The 17208-nt window shown below is 67.5% G+C and carries 12 protein-coding genes and 1 pseudogene; 8 read left to right on the top strand and 5 right to left on the bottom strand.

Annotation, left to right across the window (positions count from 1 at the left end):
- Positions 1-165: 165 nt before the first annotated feature.
- The 5 genes and pseudogenes from H293_RS60795 to H293_RS0142210 all read right to left on the bottom strand — a co-directional run bounded on the left by H293_RS60795 (position 166) and on the right by H293_RS0142210 (position 6258).
- Positions 166-2016, bottom strand: a complete 1851-nt coding sequence (locus H293_RS60795; protein ID WP_020123808.1) for a DUF2637 domain-containing protein — start codon at positions 2014-2016, stop codon at positions 166-168.
- 307 nt (positions 2017-2323) lie between these two features.
- A complete protein-coding gene (locus H293_RS60790; RefSeq protein WP_397896221.1) occupies positions 2324-3052 on the bottom strand; it encodes a prepilin peptidase in 729 nt (242 codons plus the stop codon).
- A gap of 348 nt (positions 3053-3400) precedes the next feature.
- A pseudogene (locus H293_RS60785) lies at positions 3401-4165 on the bottom strand (IS630 family transposase); the annotation flags it as partial.
- A gap of 312 nt (positions 4166-4477) precedes the next feature.
- Positions 4478-4996: a GNAT family N-acetyltransferase gene (locus H293_RS0142215; protein WP_033416372.1), complete on the bottom strand. Its 519-nt coding sequence runs from the start codon at positions 4994-4996 to the stop codon at positions 4478-4480.
- The gene (locus H293_RS0142210; RefSeq protein ID WP_028808681.1) at positions 4996-6258 is read right to left on the bottom strand and encodes a helix-turn-helix transcriptional regulator; all 1263 of its coding nucleotides are present in this window, start codon (positions 6256-6258) and stop codon (positions 4996-4998) included. The genes H293_RS0142215 and H293_RS0142210 overlap by 1 nt, the downstream gene beginning before the upstream one ends.
- A 158-nt stretch (positions 6259-6416) precedes the next feature.
- Here H293_RS0142210 and H293_RS51300 point away from each other — a divergent pair, with 158 nt between their 5' ends.
- From H293_RS51300 to H293_RS0142170, 8 genes are all read left to right on the top strand, one after another.
- Positions 6417-6935: an ATP-binding protein gene (locus H293_RS51300; RefSeq protein ID WP_020123804.1), complete on the top strand. Its 519-nt coding sequence runs from the start codon at positions 6417-6419 to the stop codon at positions 6933-6935.
- Positions 6936-7352: 417 nt separating this feature from the next.
- Positions 7353-8345, top strand: coding sequence for a hypothetical protein (locus tag H293_RS58735; protein WP_033416350.1), 993 nt, complete (start codon positions 7353-7355; stop codon positions 8343-8345).
- A gap of 195 nt (positions 8346-8540) precedes the next feature.
- On the top strand, positions 8541-9965 hold the full coding sequence (locus H293_RS0142195) for an amino acid permease (protein ID WP_078612853.1): 1425 nt from the start codon (positions 8541-8543) through the stop codon (positions 9963-9965).
- Positions 9962-11356, top strand: a complete 1395-nt coding sequence (locus H293_RS0142190) for a glutamine synthetase family protein (RefSeq protein WP_020123801.1) — start codon at positions 9962-9964, stop codon at positions 11354-11356. Before H293_RS0142195 ends, H293_RS0142190 begins: the two co-directional genes overlap by 4 nt.
- Before the next feature lie 141 nt (positions 11357-11497).
- Positions 11498-12703, top strand: a complete 1206-nt coding sequence (gene fxlM, locus H293_RS0142185; RefSeq protein ID WP_028808677.1) for a methyltransferase, FxLD system — start codon at positions 11498-11500, stop codon at positions 12701-12703.
- A gap of 65 nt (positions 12704-12768) precedes the next feature.
- Positions 12769-12951: an FxLD family lanthipeptide gene (locus tag H293_RS0142180; protein ID WP_020123799.1), complete on the top strand. Its 183-nt coding sequence runs from the start codon at positions 12769-12771 to the stop codon at positions 12949-12951.
- Positions 12952-13026: 75 nt separating this feature from the next.
- Positions 13027-15930, top strand: a complete 2904-nt coding sequence (locus tag H293_RS0142175) for a lantibiotic dehydratase (protein ID WP_020123798.1) — start codon at positions 13027-13029, stop codon at positions 15928-15930.
- On the top strand, positions 15927-17171 hold the full coding sequence (locus H293_RS0142170; RefSeq protein WP_020123797.1) for a lanthionine synthetase C family protein: 1245 nt from the start codon (positions 15927-15929) through the stop codon (positions 17169-17171). Before H293_RS0142175 ends, H293_RS0142170 begins: the two co-directional genes overlap by 4 nt.
- Positions 17172-17208 lie beyond the last annotated feature (37 nt).

The raw sequence follows: 17208 nt of genomic DNA, 5'->3' as shown, positions 1-17208 counted from the left end.
TGGCGCGTCACTGCTGGCGGGGGCGACGTCCCAGGCTGCGAAGGCGAGCAGTTCACCGATGGCCGCTTCGTCGGAGTGAAAGGCTGGCCGCTCCACTAGAAAGTGTGTCGCGGACGATAACGCCACGGCATGGACCTGCTGCACCGACCCCCACCGTGGCCGGCCTTACTGCTGGGCGTCGGCGTGATGCCCCAGGAGAGCCTGCCGACGGCGCTCAAAGTCCACGGCATTCGCAGTGACGTAGCCGGTGGTGACGGGCTTGTTGTACTGGGCGGTGATGCCTCTCGCTGCGCAGTCGTGCGAAACAGCGTCCGCCTCCGGCTGCTCCTTGCGCAGCCGGTGCTCGGCCCACACGCTGTAGACGCGGAACGGCAGGAAGTACCGGCGCAGAGTGGCCGGGCTGACCGGCTTACCGCCCCGGCCGAGCATGTCCTTCTGCGCAAGATAGGCAGAAAGCTGTTCGGCCGCCGGTTCCTCACCGTGCTCGGCCTGGTACTCCATCCACGCCTGGTAGTAGCGATCGACCGTGGTGAGGACCGCCCGCTGCCCCGCCGAGTCTTCCGGCCCGGGCGGCGGGGTATCGATGGGAGCGCTCACCCGCGAGGGCCGCTTCTCCTTGGCCGGCTGGGCACTAACGCCGACCGGGTTCTGGTCGGATTCGTCATCGGTGACATGAGGCTCAACCGCGTCGGCGATCTCCTGGTGGCCGGACGCCGGTGACGCCTCATCGAACTCGCGCTGTCGGAAGGCGGAGACGAAGCCCTCCAGGTCTTCGGCCGTGATGGGCTGACCGTTTCCACCAGTGATCTGGTCTCGTCCATAGAGGTACGTGGCCAGGGCGGCGGCATCGGGGTAGCCCCCGTGGTCCTGCGCGTACGCCAGCCAGGCGTTGTAAAAGTAGTCGTCCGCGCCGTCCAGACCGTCCTGAGGACGTGTCTCCGGATCGGCGGGGGGCGCATGACGCTCCTTGAAGAGCGTCAGCAGGGGTTCAAGTTGTTCATCGGACAACGGCCCGCCGGCTGCGGTCGCAATGCTGTACTTGTCTTGGAGCCAGAGAGCGAACTGCGCGCTCGTGGGCTCAGATTCGAAGGCAACCACCCAGTCCTGGTAGGCGGTGGCGAAGTGCGGGCCGTTCCCAGAATCTCCAAGGTCGTGTGCTTGCTCGGGGTGCGCGGCTCCCGTCTGTCCCATCATCTGGGGCTTCCCGCCGGCCACATTCATGGGTTCGTGCTCCTGGCCGACGCCGGCCTCGATTTCGGGGCTCTGCCGCTGTGTCGGGATCGGCGCCCGCTCGACGGTGAACTGGATCGGCTCGTCGATGCCGGCGGCGGCCAGCCCGGCCGGGGCCGTCTCGGCGAGGGGAACGCCGTAGCGGGCAAGGCGGAGTGGCGTGAGTGCCTCCACCGGGGCCTTGCGTCGCCAGGAGCGGCCGAAGCGGGAGTGGAGGCTTGCCTGGTAGACCAGACGTTCCTGCTCGAGCTTGATGACCTGCTCGTAGGAGCGCAGCTCCCAGAGCTTCATGCGGCGCCACAGTAGGAAGGTCGAAATCGGGGAGAGGAGCCAGCGGGTGAGGCGGACGCCCTCCATGTGCCTGTCGGCCGTAATGTCGGAGATCTGACCGATCGCGTGGCGGGCCGCTTCGACGGCGACCACGAAGAGGATCGGGATCACCGCATGCATGCCTACGCCCAGCGGGTCAGGCCAGGCCGCGGCGCCGTTAAAGGCGATCGTGGCCGCAGTCAGGAGCCAGGCCGTCTGGCGGAGCAGCGGGAAGGGGATGCGGATCCAGGTCAAGAGGAGGTCCAGGGCCAGCAGAACACAGATGCCGGCGTCGATGCCGATCGGGAACACATAACTGAAGCTTCCGAAGCCCTTCTCCAGGGCCAGCTCACGCACAGCGTCGTAAGACCCCGCGAAGCCGATGCCAGCGATGATCACGGCACCGAACACGACGACGCCGATGAGAACCCGATGCGCCCGGGTCAGCTCGGCTAACCCGCCCCTCCCCGCGGCCACCGTCCCGCTCCCCTCGTTCCTTCTCTCAACTGAGCAGCTCTCACACTGCCACGTGAGAGCCCGTTTGTGGGATAGGGGAACAAGACGGAAGGCGTGTTCCTCATCTACCGCGCCACCAGCAGCCTCGATCTCAGAAACCCGAACCCCCCGCGGCGGCCAATCAGTGCACACCTGGGCCCTTCCATGGAGCATCCCGCTGAGTCCGCCTCATCGACGACCGACTCCCCCGGCCCCCGCCATGCGCGCGGCGTGCCACCCCAGCTCCTCCACGTCGCCGCCCAGCCCGCGATCCGTCCGACTCGCACGCTCACACCGTGCAGGAACCCAAGAGAATCCCGACAAGGGCGCCAGCCAGGAGAAACGGGCCGAACGGGATCGCCGTATTACGACCGGCGCGCCGCACGAGAATGCGACCGACGCCGAACAACGCGCCGAACAGATACCCGGCGAATGTGCCAATCAACAAGACCCCCCAGCCGTACCAGCCCAGGACAGCCCCCAGAGCAGGAGCGAGTTTCACATCACCGAACCCGAAACCCTCCGGGTTAATCAGGAATAACACCAGGTAACAAGCGCCGAGCGTGAGAGAGCCCAGCAACGCGGCCCGCCAACTGCCACCGGCACCGGGCATCAGCGCGGCACTTCCCAGGCCGACGAGCGCGCATGCCACAAATGGCAACATGACGATGTCGGGCAGCCGGTGCACCGCGACATCGACGATGGCGAGCACCACGGCAATTGGCACGAGCAACAGCCACACGACCAACTCGGGACGGGCACCAGTGGCCACGGCCAGCACCCCGCAGACCATTGCCACCACCACGGAGATGACGAATGTATTGGGCCCGAACCTGTCCCCGTCAGTGCAACGAGCCAGCCCCAGCCAGCCCGACCCGATCCCTTCCAAAGGGTGCCCTGCCGGACACGCAGTCCGCGACGCTTCTCCCCACGGCACGGAGAGCCGGTACGCAACACGCGGTATCAGCAATCCCGCGACGCCACCCCAAACGAATGCCATCGCGGTGATCCAGAACATCCCCATCGTAAAGAGCTTAATCTTACTCCCGTCCTGATCCCCTCTGCACCCGCCCCTGATTCTGGCGACGTCATCACTTGACCGGTGCACCAGTCCACATCCTGGCCGCCCGGCTGGTGTTCGAAAGCGACAGCAAAGACGTAGCCGACCACCTAGTGTCTCGTGATCCTGATTGCGTTGCTTCGCGTTGTTATTGACGAGTTTCTTCACGTTGGTCTGGACGAGTCGGACCTTGGCGAGGATCTCGTCGGCGGTTGCGGTCCAGGTGAAGGGTTTCGCGTTCTCGTTCCAGGAGTTGATGTAGTTGCGGATCTGTTTGACCAGGACGTTGACGCTGGCGAACGTGCCGCGGCGGATGGACTGGCGGGTGATGATCCCGAACCAGATCTCGATCTGGTTCAACCATGAGGACCCGACGGGGGTGAAATGGAAGTGGACGTGCGGGTTCTTCGCCAGCCACGTCTTCACGTCCGGGGTGGTATGCGTGGAGAGGTTGTCCAGGACGACATAAATTTCCTTCCCCGTATGCGGCTTGACGGCCTTCTTCAGGAACGCCAGGAAGGTCGCGCCGTTCCGGTTCGGCTTGCACTCGCCCAGCACTTCACCCGTCGTGACGTTCAGCGCGGCGAACAGGTTCGTGGTGCCGTGCCGCACGTAGTCGTGAGTGCGCTTCTCGGTGGCCGCGAACGTCACCGGCAGCACTGGCTGGGTCCGGTCCAGGGCCTGCACCTGCGTCTTCTCGTCGATCGACAGCACCACGGCGCCACCGGGCGGGGCCAGGTATAAACCGACGACATCGACGACCTTCTCCGCGAACGCCGGGTCTTTCGAGATCTTGAAGGTGCCCGAGCGGTACGGCTTCAGATTCTCCTCACGCCAGACGCGGGCGACGTAATGCCACGACACCGAGATGCCCTCCCGCCGCTTCAGATGGTCGGCGAGTGTCCGCGTCGACCAGTGCGACAGACCGGATTCCGCCGGCGGGGACATCCTCGTCAAAGCGATCACCCGGGCCCGCACCTGCGGCGGCACCTGGGTACGCGGCCCGCCGCGGCGCTTCTCCTCCAGACCGGCAAGGCCCCGCTCGGCATAACGGGCCTTGCAGCGGTCCACCGTCAGAGGCGCCACACCGGCGAGCTCGGCAATGTCCTTGCCGCCGCCCCTCGCCGGACGATCCGTGCGCGAAGCGCCACATCGGCCGGAACATCCCGCGACCCGGCCAACTCCCGCAGTTCTGCCATCTGTTCAGAGGTGACATCCATACCAGACTCAACGATCACAGAAGCCTCAGGTTCCATGAACAACATCACGAGACACTAGTGGATTTCCATGGCTCGCCGCGGCGCGGATTGCCTGCGTACGCCCGCGCCTACAGATGCAGTACGGCGTCGAGGCGGCTTGCTCAGCTAGGGTCGACCGCTGGGACTAACGCAACGGCAGCTCCGCGAGCATGACAGCGAACACTGGCGAGTCCGGAGCAGACCTCTGCTCGCCGACCTTTTTGAAGCCCCAGCCCTCATACAGACTCTGAACCCTGGGGTGCGTGACGTCCACCAGGAGGACTGCAAGGTCCTCGCCTCGGTTCTCCAGCAGAGCGCGGGTAAGCCGATGCGCCAATCCCTGCTTCCGGTACGCCTGACGAACAGCCAACTCGGAGAACGCGAAGGTCAGAGTCTTCTCCGGCACCGGGTCGACGTATTCGCGCCACCACTCCCGGCCGTTCACCGCAGGAGCCCCGTACGCGAAGCCCACGACTTCGTCCCGGTCGTAGGCCATCACGCACGAGTAGCCATCTCGAGAACCCCAGTGATCGACGTACCAGGGGAACTTGCTCCTGAATTCGTCAAGTGTGCCGCCCTGGGCGTCCCTGTGGATATCGATGATCGATTGCCGGATCTTTGGCAGATCCTCGCGGACGAAGTAGCGGAGGTCCAGCTCGGCCATCAGGGTCGGCTCCATTCGGATCGGTGGCGGTCTCCCCACTCTTGTGCGACCGAGGCGTCCGGCGCAAGAGAGATCAAGTCGCGGTAGAAGTCTCCGAGCAGAGATCGCATCCTTCCGGGGATCTGATGCCCCGACATCAGCTCGAAAACCTCGGAGGCCGTGGTGGTGGCCAGTTCGGCGTCCCGTTGGTGGACCTGGCACAGGGCAAGCCGGGCCGTGGCCAAGGCCCGGTTCCGCTGAAACTGCTCAGGGATGCTGCCGAGCGCCTGGTGTGAGGCAGCCTCGGCCTCGGCGAAGTCTCCGATCCGGTCACGGGCGATGGCTGTCATCGCCATTAGCTCGGCCTCCCCGTAAAAGCTGATCCAGCTCGGGCGCGTCTCGTCCTTTCTCGCCTTGCTCAGGGCCTCTTCGGCGTACCCGAGGGACCTGATGGCCGCTTGGCGGTCCCCGATAGTGGCCTGACCAACTGCCGTGCGGGCGTGAGCGAGAGAGCCGTAGAAGGGATCGCGCCTCGCGATGCCCGTCGCCTGGGCGGCGTAACCGGCGTCCACGGCGTCGGTGAAGTCTTCCCTCTGGTGGGCAAGCATCGCGTAGGAGTTCCAGACCCGCAGCTCGGCGATCGGATCCTTGGCCATCCCCGCGAGGTACAGGGCACGGTTTAGGCGGGCTCGGGCGCGGTCAAGCTGACGACCGTCGATGGCGGCCCACGCTGCCGTCGCTGTGTAGTTCGCGGCCACGGAATACAACCGCTGCCGGATGCGCTGGGACGCGGCCTGCCTGACTTTGTCAAGGGTCTCGTCCGCTCCTGCGAGTGCTGACCGCTCCAACGCCTCGTGGCCTCCTCGTGATGCGTCCAGAGCCATCAGGGCGTCCAGGCCGGAGCGGAGTCTGATCACGTCGGACGTGCCGACGGTGGGCCGTAAATCGACGGGCACTGCGATGGTGGCGGCGGTTCCAGTAGCGGTGGAGAGGAAACCTCTGCGCTCCACAGGTGGCTCCGGTTCGGTGGTGGTGGTGCTGCTTGCCGACGGCGCGCGTAAGCCCAGCTCCTCGGCCGTACACCCGAATACGGCCTCCAAGGCTTCCCGCTGGCGGAGGTGGGGCCACTTGGTTTTTCCGGTCACCCAGTTCCGGACAGTTCGGTCGCTGACCGTTCCGTCGCATCCGCGAGAACGCAGCAAGCCGTTGACCTTCTCGGCCAACTCGGCCTGAGTAAGGCCCAGCTCGGCCATGGCAGCGGTGAGGCTCACGTTCCCTTCCACGCATCCACGGTAGCCACTGAGGCACCGTCAGTAGGCCTGAGTGCCCGGAAATTTCCGGTAGTACGCGATGCATACGAGGCCAGCTTTTCCTCCTCTCACGGTGTCCAGGGCCGTTGACTGGCGGTAGGCCGTCGTACACCGACCCCCCTGAGGTTCAGATGATCGTGCCAGCGCAGCCCTACCCCGCCCGGAGTCCGGAGTTCTCTGCGATCCTCCCCGGTCTGGAGGCCAGCGCAGAGACCGCCCGTCAGCTCGTACGCACGACGCTCAATGTATGGGAGATGGAGCACCTGACGGACTCGGGAGTTCTCCTCGTGACCGAGCTGGTGGCCAACGCGGTTCAGCACACCAACTCCCGCTATATCAAGGTCGTCGTCTCCCGCTCCAGTACACGGTTCGTACGGATCGGAGTAGTCGACAACGCCCGCATGCTGCCGGAAATGACCAAGCCGGGAGCCGATCTCCTCACCAGCGGCCGGGGCCTGCTCCTGGTCGACGCTCTCTGCGAGCGCTGGGGAACGGACATGTATCGCTCGGGCAAGAAGGTCTGGGGCGAGTTGCTGGTCAGCCCGCGGCATGAACAGGGCGGGAGCGAGGGGCTGCGCGGGGACACGGCCGACGACCCTCCACGCCGACCCGCGCAGCATCATCACGCACGTCAACCAGCCGTCTTGTGAACACGCGGCCAGCGACGCACGCACTGATCCAGCCTGTACCTCAGCCAGTCCTACCTGTTCCCGTGAACATTGAGGCTGCGGCCGCGATGGCCCACGCTCTCCTGGCCAGTGTTGTCGCCCGATCGGGCGCCCCGATACCGCATGTTTTCCCAGCATTGGGCCTTCGTCCTCCTGGCGTAAGCCACCGCCCGCCCGACGCACCGCAGCGCACTCCTGGGCGTCTGCCGGGCCGCCTTGCCCTCGTCCAGCCCTCCCCCCATAGCGGGGATCAACTCTCCCCCATACCTCTGAGGCCCTGATGACCCCAATCCAGGCACTGAACACCGGCCCCGAACCGCCGTCTTTGCTCACCTTGAGGCGGCGACCGATTGAGGCGGAGGGGGCTGCGGCACACGCACATCGGCATGGAGTGTGTCCATGAGTGGCCCCTTTCAGCCGCAATTCCACCCGGCTGGCTTCGACAGTGCGCTGCGCGTCGTGCTCGACGACGTACGGGCGGGGCGATGGCGGTCGATGAAAGCCCTGTTGGAGTCCTGCGCCACGTGGGGATTACGGACTTCACGAAGTCAGGTCCTGGCGGCGGCAGCGGCCAGTGGAGACGCCGTCGAGGCGTGGTTACAAGAGGATCCACACGTCAACGCGGTGATGATGCGGGCGCGTGTGTTGGTCGAGCGAGCACTGAACGCACAGCGGGCCGGACAGCAGGGTGTGGGGCCGCTGGCTGATCGTGCGCGGAGGGCGTGCTGGGAGGCGGCGCGAAGCTGGCCTGCTGACCCCGTGCCGTGGGTGGGCTTACTGGCGTTAGCGCAGGTGGACTCCCCGGACGTGTTCCAGCGTCGGCCGGAACACCGAATGGATGCCTGGGAGTACATGCTGCCGTATGGCCCGTGGGGGCTGCTTCGCGAGGTCCAGGAACGTGATCCGGGCAACCGCGAGGCGTGGCACCGCATGCTCCAGGCGATGCAGGCCTACGAGACGAACGCTTACGACTTCGTGCGCTGGGTGTCGACCTGGGCGCCGGCAGGGTCACCGCTGGTGCTGCTGCCGCTGTATCTCCACGCGGAGCACTACGGAATCCAGCGGGCCAACGGCTCGCTCACACCCCTGTACTGGACAAGGGATCCGGTCTCCCATTACACGCTGCGCGCGCTGGCCTGGTGGTTCCCGCAGGCCGACGCCAGGTCGTGGTCGCCGCTGGACTTGAACCATCTGGCGCAGGCGCTGCACTCGGGCGGGTTCGGCGAAGGGGCTGATGCGGTCTTTGAGGCGATCGGGCCCTTCGTCACGCCCGTGCCGTGGAAGTACGTCGCTGACGCGCCGGAGCGGTGGCTGGAGGAGTTCGAGCGGGCTCGCAGCCGTTACGTGCGGGATCCGGAAACCGGGCCGCTGCACGTGGGGAGACGCCGATGACCGATCTTCGCTGCGCCTGCCGAGCCCCGTCTACTGCCCGATGTCGTGCCTTGCACGCCGCAGTGTCTCGACCCCTTCCCCGTTCCGTCGCTTCCGGAGGTAACTGCGTTGTCTTCCCCAAGAACCGCCCGTCAAGACTTGAACGACGAGGCGACTCTGCGGCGCCTGGGCTACCCGCCCGAACTGGCCCGCCGCATGGGCCCGTTCGGTAACTTCGCCTTGAGCTTTTCCATCATCAGTGTCCTGTCCGGGTGCATGACCCTGTTCGGGTTCGGGCTCACCACGGGTGGACCGGCCGTCATGCTGTGGGGCTGGGCATTCGTGGGCCTGATGGTGCTGGCCGTCGGCGCCGCACTGGCCGAGGTCACCTCGGCCTACCCGGTCTCCGGAGCCCTGTACTTCATGGCCAGCAAGCTGGGCGGACCGCGCTGGGGCTACGTCACCGGCTGGTTCAACCTGCTTGGCCTGCTCGGCGGGATGGCTGGCGGCTGCTACGGCACCGCCCTGTTCACCGGAGCCTGGCTCAACCTCCAGTGGGGTGTCACCCCCACCCCGGAACGCACGTTAGGGATCTTCGCCGCCATCCTCCTGGTGCTGGCCACCCTCAACCTGTTCGGCGTGCGCCTGGTGTCCATACTCAACTCGATCAGCGTGTGGTGGCACCTCGCCGGCGTTGCAGTGATCGTGGGGGCACTGGTCCTGGTGCCCTCCCACCACCAGTCGCCCCATTTCGTGTTCGGGGAGTTCTCCAACAGCACCGGGTGGAGTAACCCTCTCTACGTCGGTCTGCTCGGTCTGTTGCTGGCGCAGTACACCTTCAGCGGCTACGACGCCTCAGCGCACCTGAGCGAGGAGACCAAGCACGCCCAGATCAGCGCCGCTCGAGGGATCGTCCGCTCGATCTTCTGGTCATGGGTGGTGGGCTTCGTCCTGCTGGCCGGGCTCCTATTCGCGATCCAGGATTACGCCGGCACCGTGGGCAGCGCGACCGGGGTTCCTCCCGCCCAGATCTTCATCGACGCGCTCGGCCCGAGCACCGCCAAGGCGCTGCTTCTGATCGTCATCATGGCGCAACTGTTCTGCGCGAATGCCGGTTTGGCGTCGGCCAGCCGCATGGTGTTCGCGTTCTCTCGCGACGGTGCTCTTCCGTTCCACCGCACCTGGCGGCGGCTGAGCGCCCGGACCAAAACCCCCGTCGCGGCCGTGTGGCTGTCGGTCGCCGTGCCCTTCGTCATCGCCCTGCCGTCGCTGTACTCCGTCACTGCCTACACCGCGATTACCTCGATCAACGTGATCGGCATCACCCCCGCCTACGCCATCCCGGTCTACCTGCGCCTGCGTGCCGGAAAGCACTTCGAGCGTGGCCCCTGGCACCTCGGCGGCTGGAGCAGACCGATCGGCTGGGTCGCCGTGATCTGGGTGGCCTTCGTGACCGTCCTGTTCTGCCTCCCCGCCGTCAGCCCGGTCACCGCTGGCACCTTCAACTACGCCCCCCTCGCCCTGCTGGCGGTACTGGCCCTCGCCGCCGTTTTGTGGTCGTCCCGTGGCCGACGCAGCTACGGCATCCCCGCCTACGGCACCGCAGCGGAGCGCGACGACATGGCGGAGAACGTCGTATGAACAAGCCACCCAACACCCCAGCAACCACCGGGCTGCGGCACGCGATGCACGGATTCGAGGACCTGCGGCAGCTGGTGGAGCGCGGCACCGTGACCACGGTCCTCTTGGCCGTGCCCGACATGCAGGGCCGGCTGAAGGGAAAACGCATCGGCGCCATGCATTTCCTCGACCGCGTGGCGGCCGACGGCTCCGCAATGTGCGCCTACGTCTTGGCCACCGACGTCGACATGCGCCCGCTGGACGGATTCGCCCTGGCCTCCTTCGACACCGGCTACGGCGACATGGGCCTGCTCCCCGCCCCGGACGCTGTCTACCAACTGTCCTGGATACCGCGCACCGCCTTGGTCTTCGCCGACGCGATCGGCCACGACGGACAGCCGGTCGGTGTGGCTCCCCGGCAAATCCTGGGTCAGCAGCTCACCCGCCTCGCAAGCCGGGGAATCAGCGCCCAGGTCGGGCTGGAGAGCGAGTTCGTGCTGTGCCACGACGGCAACACCGACGCCAAGGAGACCGGCCATCGTGGGATACAGCCGGTGACCAGGGACAACCTGGACTACGCCCTCGATCATCCCCGGGTGATGCGCCGGTACATCGAGGAACTGGAGGAGTGCCTCGCTGGAATGGGAAGGCCGATCGAAGCAATCAAGACCGAGAGTGCCCCCGGGCAGATCGAGGTCACGTTCCCCTACGGCGATCCCATGGCCGCGGCCGACACCCACCTGCTCTTCAAGCACGCGGCTCGGACAATCGGTGAGGGCTCCGGCATGGCGCCGACGTTCATGGCCGCGCCCATGACCGGCGTCGGCAGCGGCTGCCACATCCACCTCTCCCTGATGGGCGATGGCATCCCCCTGTTCGCCGAGACCGACGGGAAAATGCCGGAGTTGGCCCGCTACGCCATCGCCGGGCTGCTCGATGTCCTGCCCCACCTGGCGCTGCTGTACGCGCCCACGGCCAACTCCTACAAGCGGCTGGTCCCTGGAACCTTCGCCCCGGTGAACTTCACCTGGGGCCGCGACAACCGCACCTGCGCCATCCGGGTTGTCGGCCGCGGCGACAGCCTCCACCTCGAGATTCGCCTGCCCGGCGCCAACGCCAACCCCTACCTCGCTCTCGCGGCGGTGCTTGCTGCTGTCCAGCACGGCCTCGACCACAAACTCGAACCGCCCAGACCATGTATCGGCAACGCCTTCAAGGAGGCCGTTGCTCCGCCGACACCCCGTTCGTTGGAGGAGGCGCTCGCTGCGCTGCAAAGCAGCCCCCTGGCCGCCTCCGACCTGCTCACCCCTGCCGGCGTTGTGCATTACACCAACGCTGCCCGTCACGAGATCGCCGCTCACCGGATGGCCGTGACCGACGTCGACCTGCGTCGGGAGTTCGCCACAGCCTGAGCACCCCAGACCCCCGCGCATGGCAGCCCGTCGTAGCCACTGCCGTGCGCGGGCTCCCGGCCCCGTCGCCGAGCAGACCTCCCCGGCCCGGCGACGGGGCACGCCCAACGCCCTCGTTCCGAGACAGAAGTAGGTAATTGGATGACCGCTGTTGATGATGCGACTGTTCGCCGTCCCGACAGGCTGCGCGCAGAGATGGTCCGGGCGCTGCGTGATCAGGAAGCGATCACCTCCGACTCGGTTGCCGCGGCCTTCGCCGCCGTGCCTCGGCACCAGTTCGCGCCGGAAGCGTCGCTGGAACTCGTCTACGATCTCCACCGCATCGTGCCAGTCAAGAAAGACGAGAGCGGCCTGAACGTCAGCGTCATGTCCGCTGCCCACCTCCAGGGTGTGATGCTGGAGCAGGCCGACGTCGCGCCCGGCATGAAGGTCTTGGAGATCGGCTCAGGCGGGGTCAATGCCGCCTATCTCCAGGAACTCGTGGGCCGCGATGGTGAGGTCACCACGGTCGACATCGACCGCGACATCGTCGACCGTGCCCGCCTGTGCCTGGACGAGGCCGGATACCGGCAGGTGAAGACGGTCCTCGCCGATGGCGAGAGCGGTGTCCCCGACGGAGCACCGTACGACCGGATCATCGTCACCGCGGCTGCCTGGGACATCCCCCCGTCGTGGCTCGACGGGCTCACGGAGAAGGGCAGGCTCGTCGTTCCCCTCACGGTATGCGGCACAACCCGTTCGATCGCCTTCGACCGTGACGGTGCGGGGCTGCTCAGCCGCTCCTACCGTCTGGCGCACTTCGTACCGATGCAGGGCGAGGGCGCCGCCGAGGAACGCACGGTGCTGCTGCGTGAGGGCGTCGTCGTGCAGACCGATGACGTGCGGGTGCCCCTCAACGCGCAGGCGCTGAACCATGCGCTGGACACCCCCCAGGTGGTGCGCTGGTCGGGTGCGGCATGGGACCTGCCCGACGAGCTGGATCTGTACCTCACGTTCAACCTGCCGCGTGCAGTGCGGCTGCACGCGGCCAAGGAACTGGTCGAACGAGGACTGATGGCGCCGGCGGCCCAGTTCGGGGTGCCCGCCTTGGTCAGTGAGGACAGCATCGCCTACCGCACCCGCCGCGACAACGAGGCCACCGGCGGCTTCGAGAGCGGCGTCATTGCCCACGGTCCGCAAGCCGAAGCCCTCGCCGACCAGTATGCGGAGCTGCTGCGCCACTGGGCCGAACACCACCGTCGCCGGGGAGCTGCAACGTTCCGGTACCTGCCGGGCCCCGCTCCGTCGCCTCTGCCGCAGGACGCCGTACTGCGGCGGCACGGGATCGTCATCGCGACCTGGACCTGAGACTCCGGGGCCCAGCGAGGGCTCCGGGACCTTGCACCATCCCCCATTACCTCAAGGAGGCACACGTGACCGTTCAGGTGGAGCGACCGGCCATAGCCGAGCAACCGGCCGCCGAAGCGGAGGAGTTCGCTGACTTTGCCCTGGACATCTCCATCGTCGAGGGCGGTCCCTCCGCGGACCAGCTCATCAGGATGACGGACGACGGCTGCAACTCCACGTGCGCGACAGCGTGCACGAGCTGCCCGTAACACCACCGACCGCGTCCGCCGCGGTACCCGGCCGCCACGAGCGCGGCCGGGCATCGCAAGTCCCAGGAGGGGCGTATGTATCGCCACGTTGATGCGGCACTGGTCCGTGCATCTGCATGGCATCCCGACAGCGAGACCGTATGGCCGGACCTCACCGGCGCGTTCGCGAACCCGACGTCCTGGCAGGCATGGCTCCAACAGACCTGGAGCGAAACTGACTTCGCGACAGCCGTCAGGGCAGCCAGTCCCCACCTCGCGACCCAGGTAGAGCAGATCTGCGCCAGCCGGCCACTCCCGGTCCCCGCCATGCGGCGCACGGTGGTCGCCGTCATGCGCTACCTGCTGCGTGCTCGCACCCGGTCAACTCCGTTCGGCCTGTTCGCCGGCGTCGCGCCCGCACAGATAGGCACGGTGCCCGCGCTCCGCGTCGGCACCGGTCACCGCGCCATCGCCAGAGCGGACGCGGCACACAGTACCGGGCTCATCGATTACTTCGAGCAGCACCCGGCGCTACGGCCCCACCTGATGCTGCTCGCCTCCAGCCTCCTCGTCGAACGCGACGGGTACGCAGTGATCGAGTACCGCCCGAGCGGAACGCTCGATCGACCGCCCGCCCACGTGCAGGTCCGCTTGACCGCACCCGTCCGCGAGGCGCTGGAAGGGGCCCGGACACAGATCGGGTGGAGAGACCTCGCTGTGAAGCTGTCGACCAGCTTCCCGAGCGCGCCGCCCTCCGTGATCGACCGCCTTATTGCCGACCTGGTCAGGCAACGGGTCCTGCTCACGAGTCTCCGCCCGGCGATGACAGTCGACGACCCGCTCAGCGCCCTCGTCGACCAGTCAGCTCACCTCCCGCCCACGGAGGCGGCAGAGATCCGGTCCACCCCCAGGTCCGCGCGCGACCTGCGGGTCGACTGGGATCTGACCCTACCTACGGCCGTCGTGCAGGAGGCGGCAGCCGCAGCAAAGGCGCTCGTCCGCCTCGCGCCACAGGCATCCTTGACCGGCTGGGCCGAGTGGCATCGCCGATTCCTGGAGCGGTACGGGCCGCGGGCGGCCGTCCCCGTCCTGGACGCGATCGACATGCTCGGCTATCCGCCCGGATTCCTCGGTGCCGCCACCGCGCCGACGGCTTCCCCGCAGCCCGACCGTGTCGGCCGCCTCATCAAACTCGCGCACACCGCCGGCATGCAGGGCCGCCTTGAAATCCAGCTCGACGACGCGGCGATCGAGGACCTGTCCACCGTCGATCTTGGCCGTCCCGTCCAGCCGAGCACGGAGCTGACCGTGCGCATCGACGCCGAGAGCGTCGCCGCCCTCCACCAAGGGGAGTTCACCCTGCACGTGGTCGGGGTGTCGCGCTCGGCCGGAGCGACCACCGGACGCTTTCTGTATCTGCTCGACGACGAAGACCGCCGCCGCATGACCGACACCTACGGCGCTTTACCCCCAGTCCATCAAGGCGCGCTCCGCGCGCAGATCAGCTCCACGCCTCTGTCGGCGCCAACGGAGAACGTCGCCCGCGCCCCGCAGGCGACCGAGTGGGTGATCTCGCTCGGCGACTACCACAGCCCGGACACCCGCCCGCTTCCCGTCACAGACCTCGCGGTCACCGTCGACGCCGAACAGTTGCACCTTGTCTCGCTGTCTCACCGCCGCCCCGTCCACACGCTGCTGCTCAACGCCGTGGACCTGGGCCACCACTCCCACCCGTTGTGCCGGTTCCTGACGGAGGCACCTGTTGCGTTGGCCATCCCGTGCACCGGATTCAGATGGGGGACGGCCGCGTCCAGCCTGCCGTTCCTGCCCGCATTGTGCTACGGCCGGACGATCCTGTCCCCGGCCCGCTGGCTCCTGACGCGAGAGGACCTGCCTCCCGCATCCGCGCCATGGGCGCAGTGGGACGAGGCCCTGACCCGATGGCGCCGCAAGGTTCACCTGCCTGAGCGGGTGTACCTGAGCGAGGACGACCAGCGCATGGCCCTGGACCTGGCGGAGCCGTCCCACCGGGCCCTGCTGCGCGTCCACCTGGACCGCGACGGTACCGTGACGCTGTCCCCGGCGCCACGCGCCAAGGACCTGGGCTGGACCGGCGGCCGTGCCCACGAAGTCGTCATCCCCCTGAGCACCGAGCAGAACATCATCCCCGTCCGCGTGGCGGACCGCGCGGTCAATCGGGAGCACGGTCACCTGCCCGGATGCGAGAACCGCATCTCCCTTCACCTCCACGGCCATCGCGACCGGCAGGCCCCCATCCTGACCCGGCACCTGGCAGCCCTGCTGGACGAACTGGGCGATCCTTCATGGTGGTTCATCCGCTATCGCGACCCTGACGACCACCTTCGCCTCCGCCTGACCTGCAAGCCCGGGACCCTCGGCGCCGTCTTCGAGTCGATTGGCGAGTGGACGCGCCGCCTCCGGCAAAACGGTCTGATCACAGACGCCAGTGTGGAGACCTACCAACCGGAGATCGCCCGATTCGGTGGCCTCACCGCCATAGAGGCGGCCGAACGGTACTTCGCCGCCGACTCCGCCGCCGCCGTAGCCCAGCTCATTGCCCCGACCGGAACCGAGGTTCCCGACCCTCGCGCGGTGACCGCCGCGAGCATGGTGGACATCGCCATAGGCGTGCTCGGCGACTGTACCGCGGCGATGCACTGGCTGATCGAGCACACGCGCACTGGCCCGGACGCCCCGCCCCGCACCGTCTACCGCCAAGCCGTCGACCTGGTGAACATGCTCCCAGCCGGCCTGAGCGAGCCCGTCACCACTGCCTGGGCCGCACGGCGTGAGGCACTGGCCGACTACCGGCGCGCACTCACAAACACGGCCATTCATCCGGACGAACTGTTGCCAGACCTGCTGCACCTCCACCACGTCCGGATGCGCGGGCCGGGACTGCCCGAGGAACGCACCCACCTTCACCTGGCCAGAGCCGCTGCCCTCAGCTGGACGGCCCGCGCAAGGAGTACACCGTGATCACCACCGCTCCCGTCCTCACCGCACTGGAAACCGTCGACCGTCTGGCCGCCGCGCTGGCCGACCCGAACATCGCGTGGCCCGGCGGACGCCCCGACGGAGGCCGGTCCTGGCCCCAGTCGCTGGCCGGAGGAGCCTCGGGCATCGCCCTACTGCACATCGAGCGCGCCCGCACCGGGCACGGAGACTGGTCCACCGCACACACCTGGCTGAACGCGGCCGTGCACGGTGAAGTCAGCGCCGCAGCCAACGCAAACCTGTACTTCGGCGCTCCCGCCCTCGCCTACGTGGTGCACCGGGCAGCCAGCGCATCCAACCGCTACCTGCCACCCCTTGCACGTCTGGACACCGCCACCCTCACCCTCACCCTCACCCGGCTGGCCGCCGCCCACCAGCGCATCACCCGTGGCGAGCGCCCCCTCATGGAAGAGTTCGACCTGATCCGCGGCCTGTCCGGCCTGGGCGCCTACCACCTCAGCCGCCACCCGCACCACGAAATCACCTCGGACGTCATCGCCTACCTGGTACGCCTGACCGAGCCCCTCCCCCACCCATCCGGGCTGCCGCCGTGGTGGACAGACGTCGCCCCCAGCGGCGTCCTTCACCCCGACTACCCCGGCGGGCACGGCAACATCGGGCTCGCCCACGGCATCGGCTCCACCCTCGCCATCCTCTCGCAGGCCCTGCTCGGCGGACTGACCGTGCCGGGCACGGCCGACGCGATCGCGAGAATCTGCGCCTGGACGGACCAGTGGCGGCAAGGCGACGAGACCGCGCCTTGGTGGCCGGGACACCTCTCGATCCAACAGGTGACCGACGACCAGGTCCATTCCTCACTTCGGCCCCGTCCGTCCTGGTGCTACGGAATCAGCGGCACCGCCCGAGCCCAGCAACTGGCCGGACTCGCCCTCGGAGACCCGGCACGCGTCGCGATGGCCGAGAACGCCCTTCTTGCCGCCCTGCAAGACCCCCTCCAACTGGACACGCTCCCCAAGACCGGGCTGTGCCACGGCATGGCGGGACTCCTGCACGCGGCATGGCGGATGGCCACCGAGACCGACAACCCCGAGATCAGCGCCGAACTGCCGCAGCTGACCGACCGCCTCATCACCGCGCTCCAACAGAGCGACCCCAACCCGGAACTCCTCGATGGAACAGCCGGAGCAGCACTCGCTCTGCACACCGTGGCAACTGGGCGTGCGCCCGCCCCGCACTGGGACACCTTCCTCACTCTGGCGTGATACCGCGCCGATCCGTACCGATACCGAAAGGTCTGAC

This window comes from Streptomyces canus 299MFChir4.1 (assembly GCF_000383615.1).
Classification (GTDB): domain Bacteria; phylum Actinomycetota; class Actinomycetes; order Streptomycetales; family Streptomycetaceae; genus Streptomyces; species Streptomyces canus_C.
The sequence above is the reverse complement of the archived record's forward strand: the minus strand, read 5'-3'. Positions and strand labels throughout refer to the sequence as shown.

Coding starts and splice junctions, on each gene's coding strand:
- H293_RS0142175 (WP_020123798.1), top strand. CDS start 13,027: ATGTATCGCCACGTTGATGCGGCACTGGTCCGTGCATCTGCATGGCAT.
- H293_RS60790 (WP_397896221.1), bottom strand. CDS start 3,052: ATGTTCTGGATCACCGCGATGGCATTCGTTTGGGGTGGCGTCGCGGGA.
- H293_RS58735 (WP_033416350.1), top strand. CDS start 7,353: ATGAGTGGCCCCTTTCAGCCGCAATTCCACCCGGCTGGCTTCGACAGT.
- fxlM (WP_028808677.1), top strand. CDS start 11,498: ATGACCGCTGTTGATGATGCGACTGTTCGCCGTCCCGACAGGCTGCGC.
- H293_RS0142215 (WP_033416372.1), bottom strand. CDS start 4,996: ATGGCCGAGCTGGACCTCCGCTACTTCGTCCGCGAGGATCTGCCAAAG.
- H293_RS0142190 (WP_020123801.1), top strand. CDS start 9,962: ATGAACAAGCCACCCAACACCCCAGCAACCACCGGGCTGCGGCACGCG.
- H293_RS0142195 (WP_078612853.1), top strand. CDS start 8,541: ATGGGCCCGTTCGGTAACTTCGCCTTGAGCTTTTCCATCATCAGTGTC.
- H293_RS51300 (WP_020123804.1), top strand. CDS start 6,417: ATGATCGTGCCAGCGCAGCCCTACCCCGCCCGGAGTCCGGAGTTCTCT.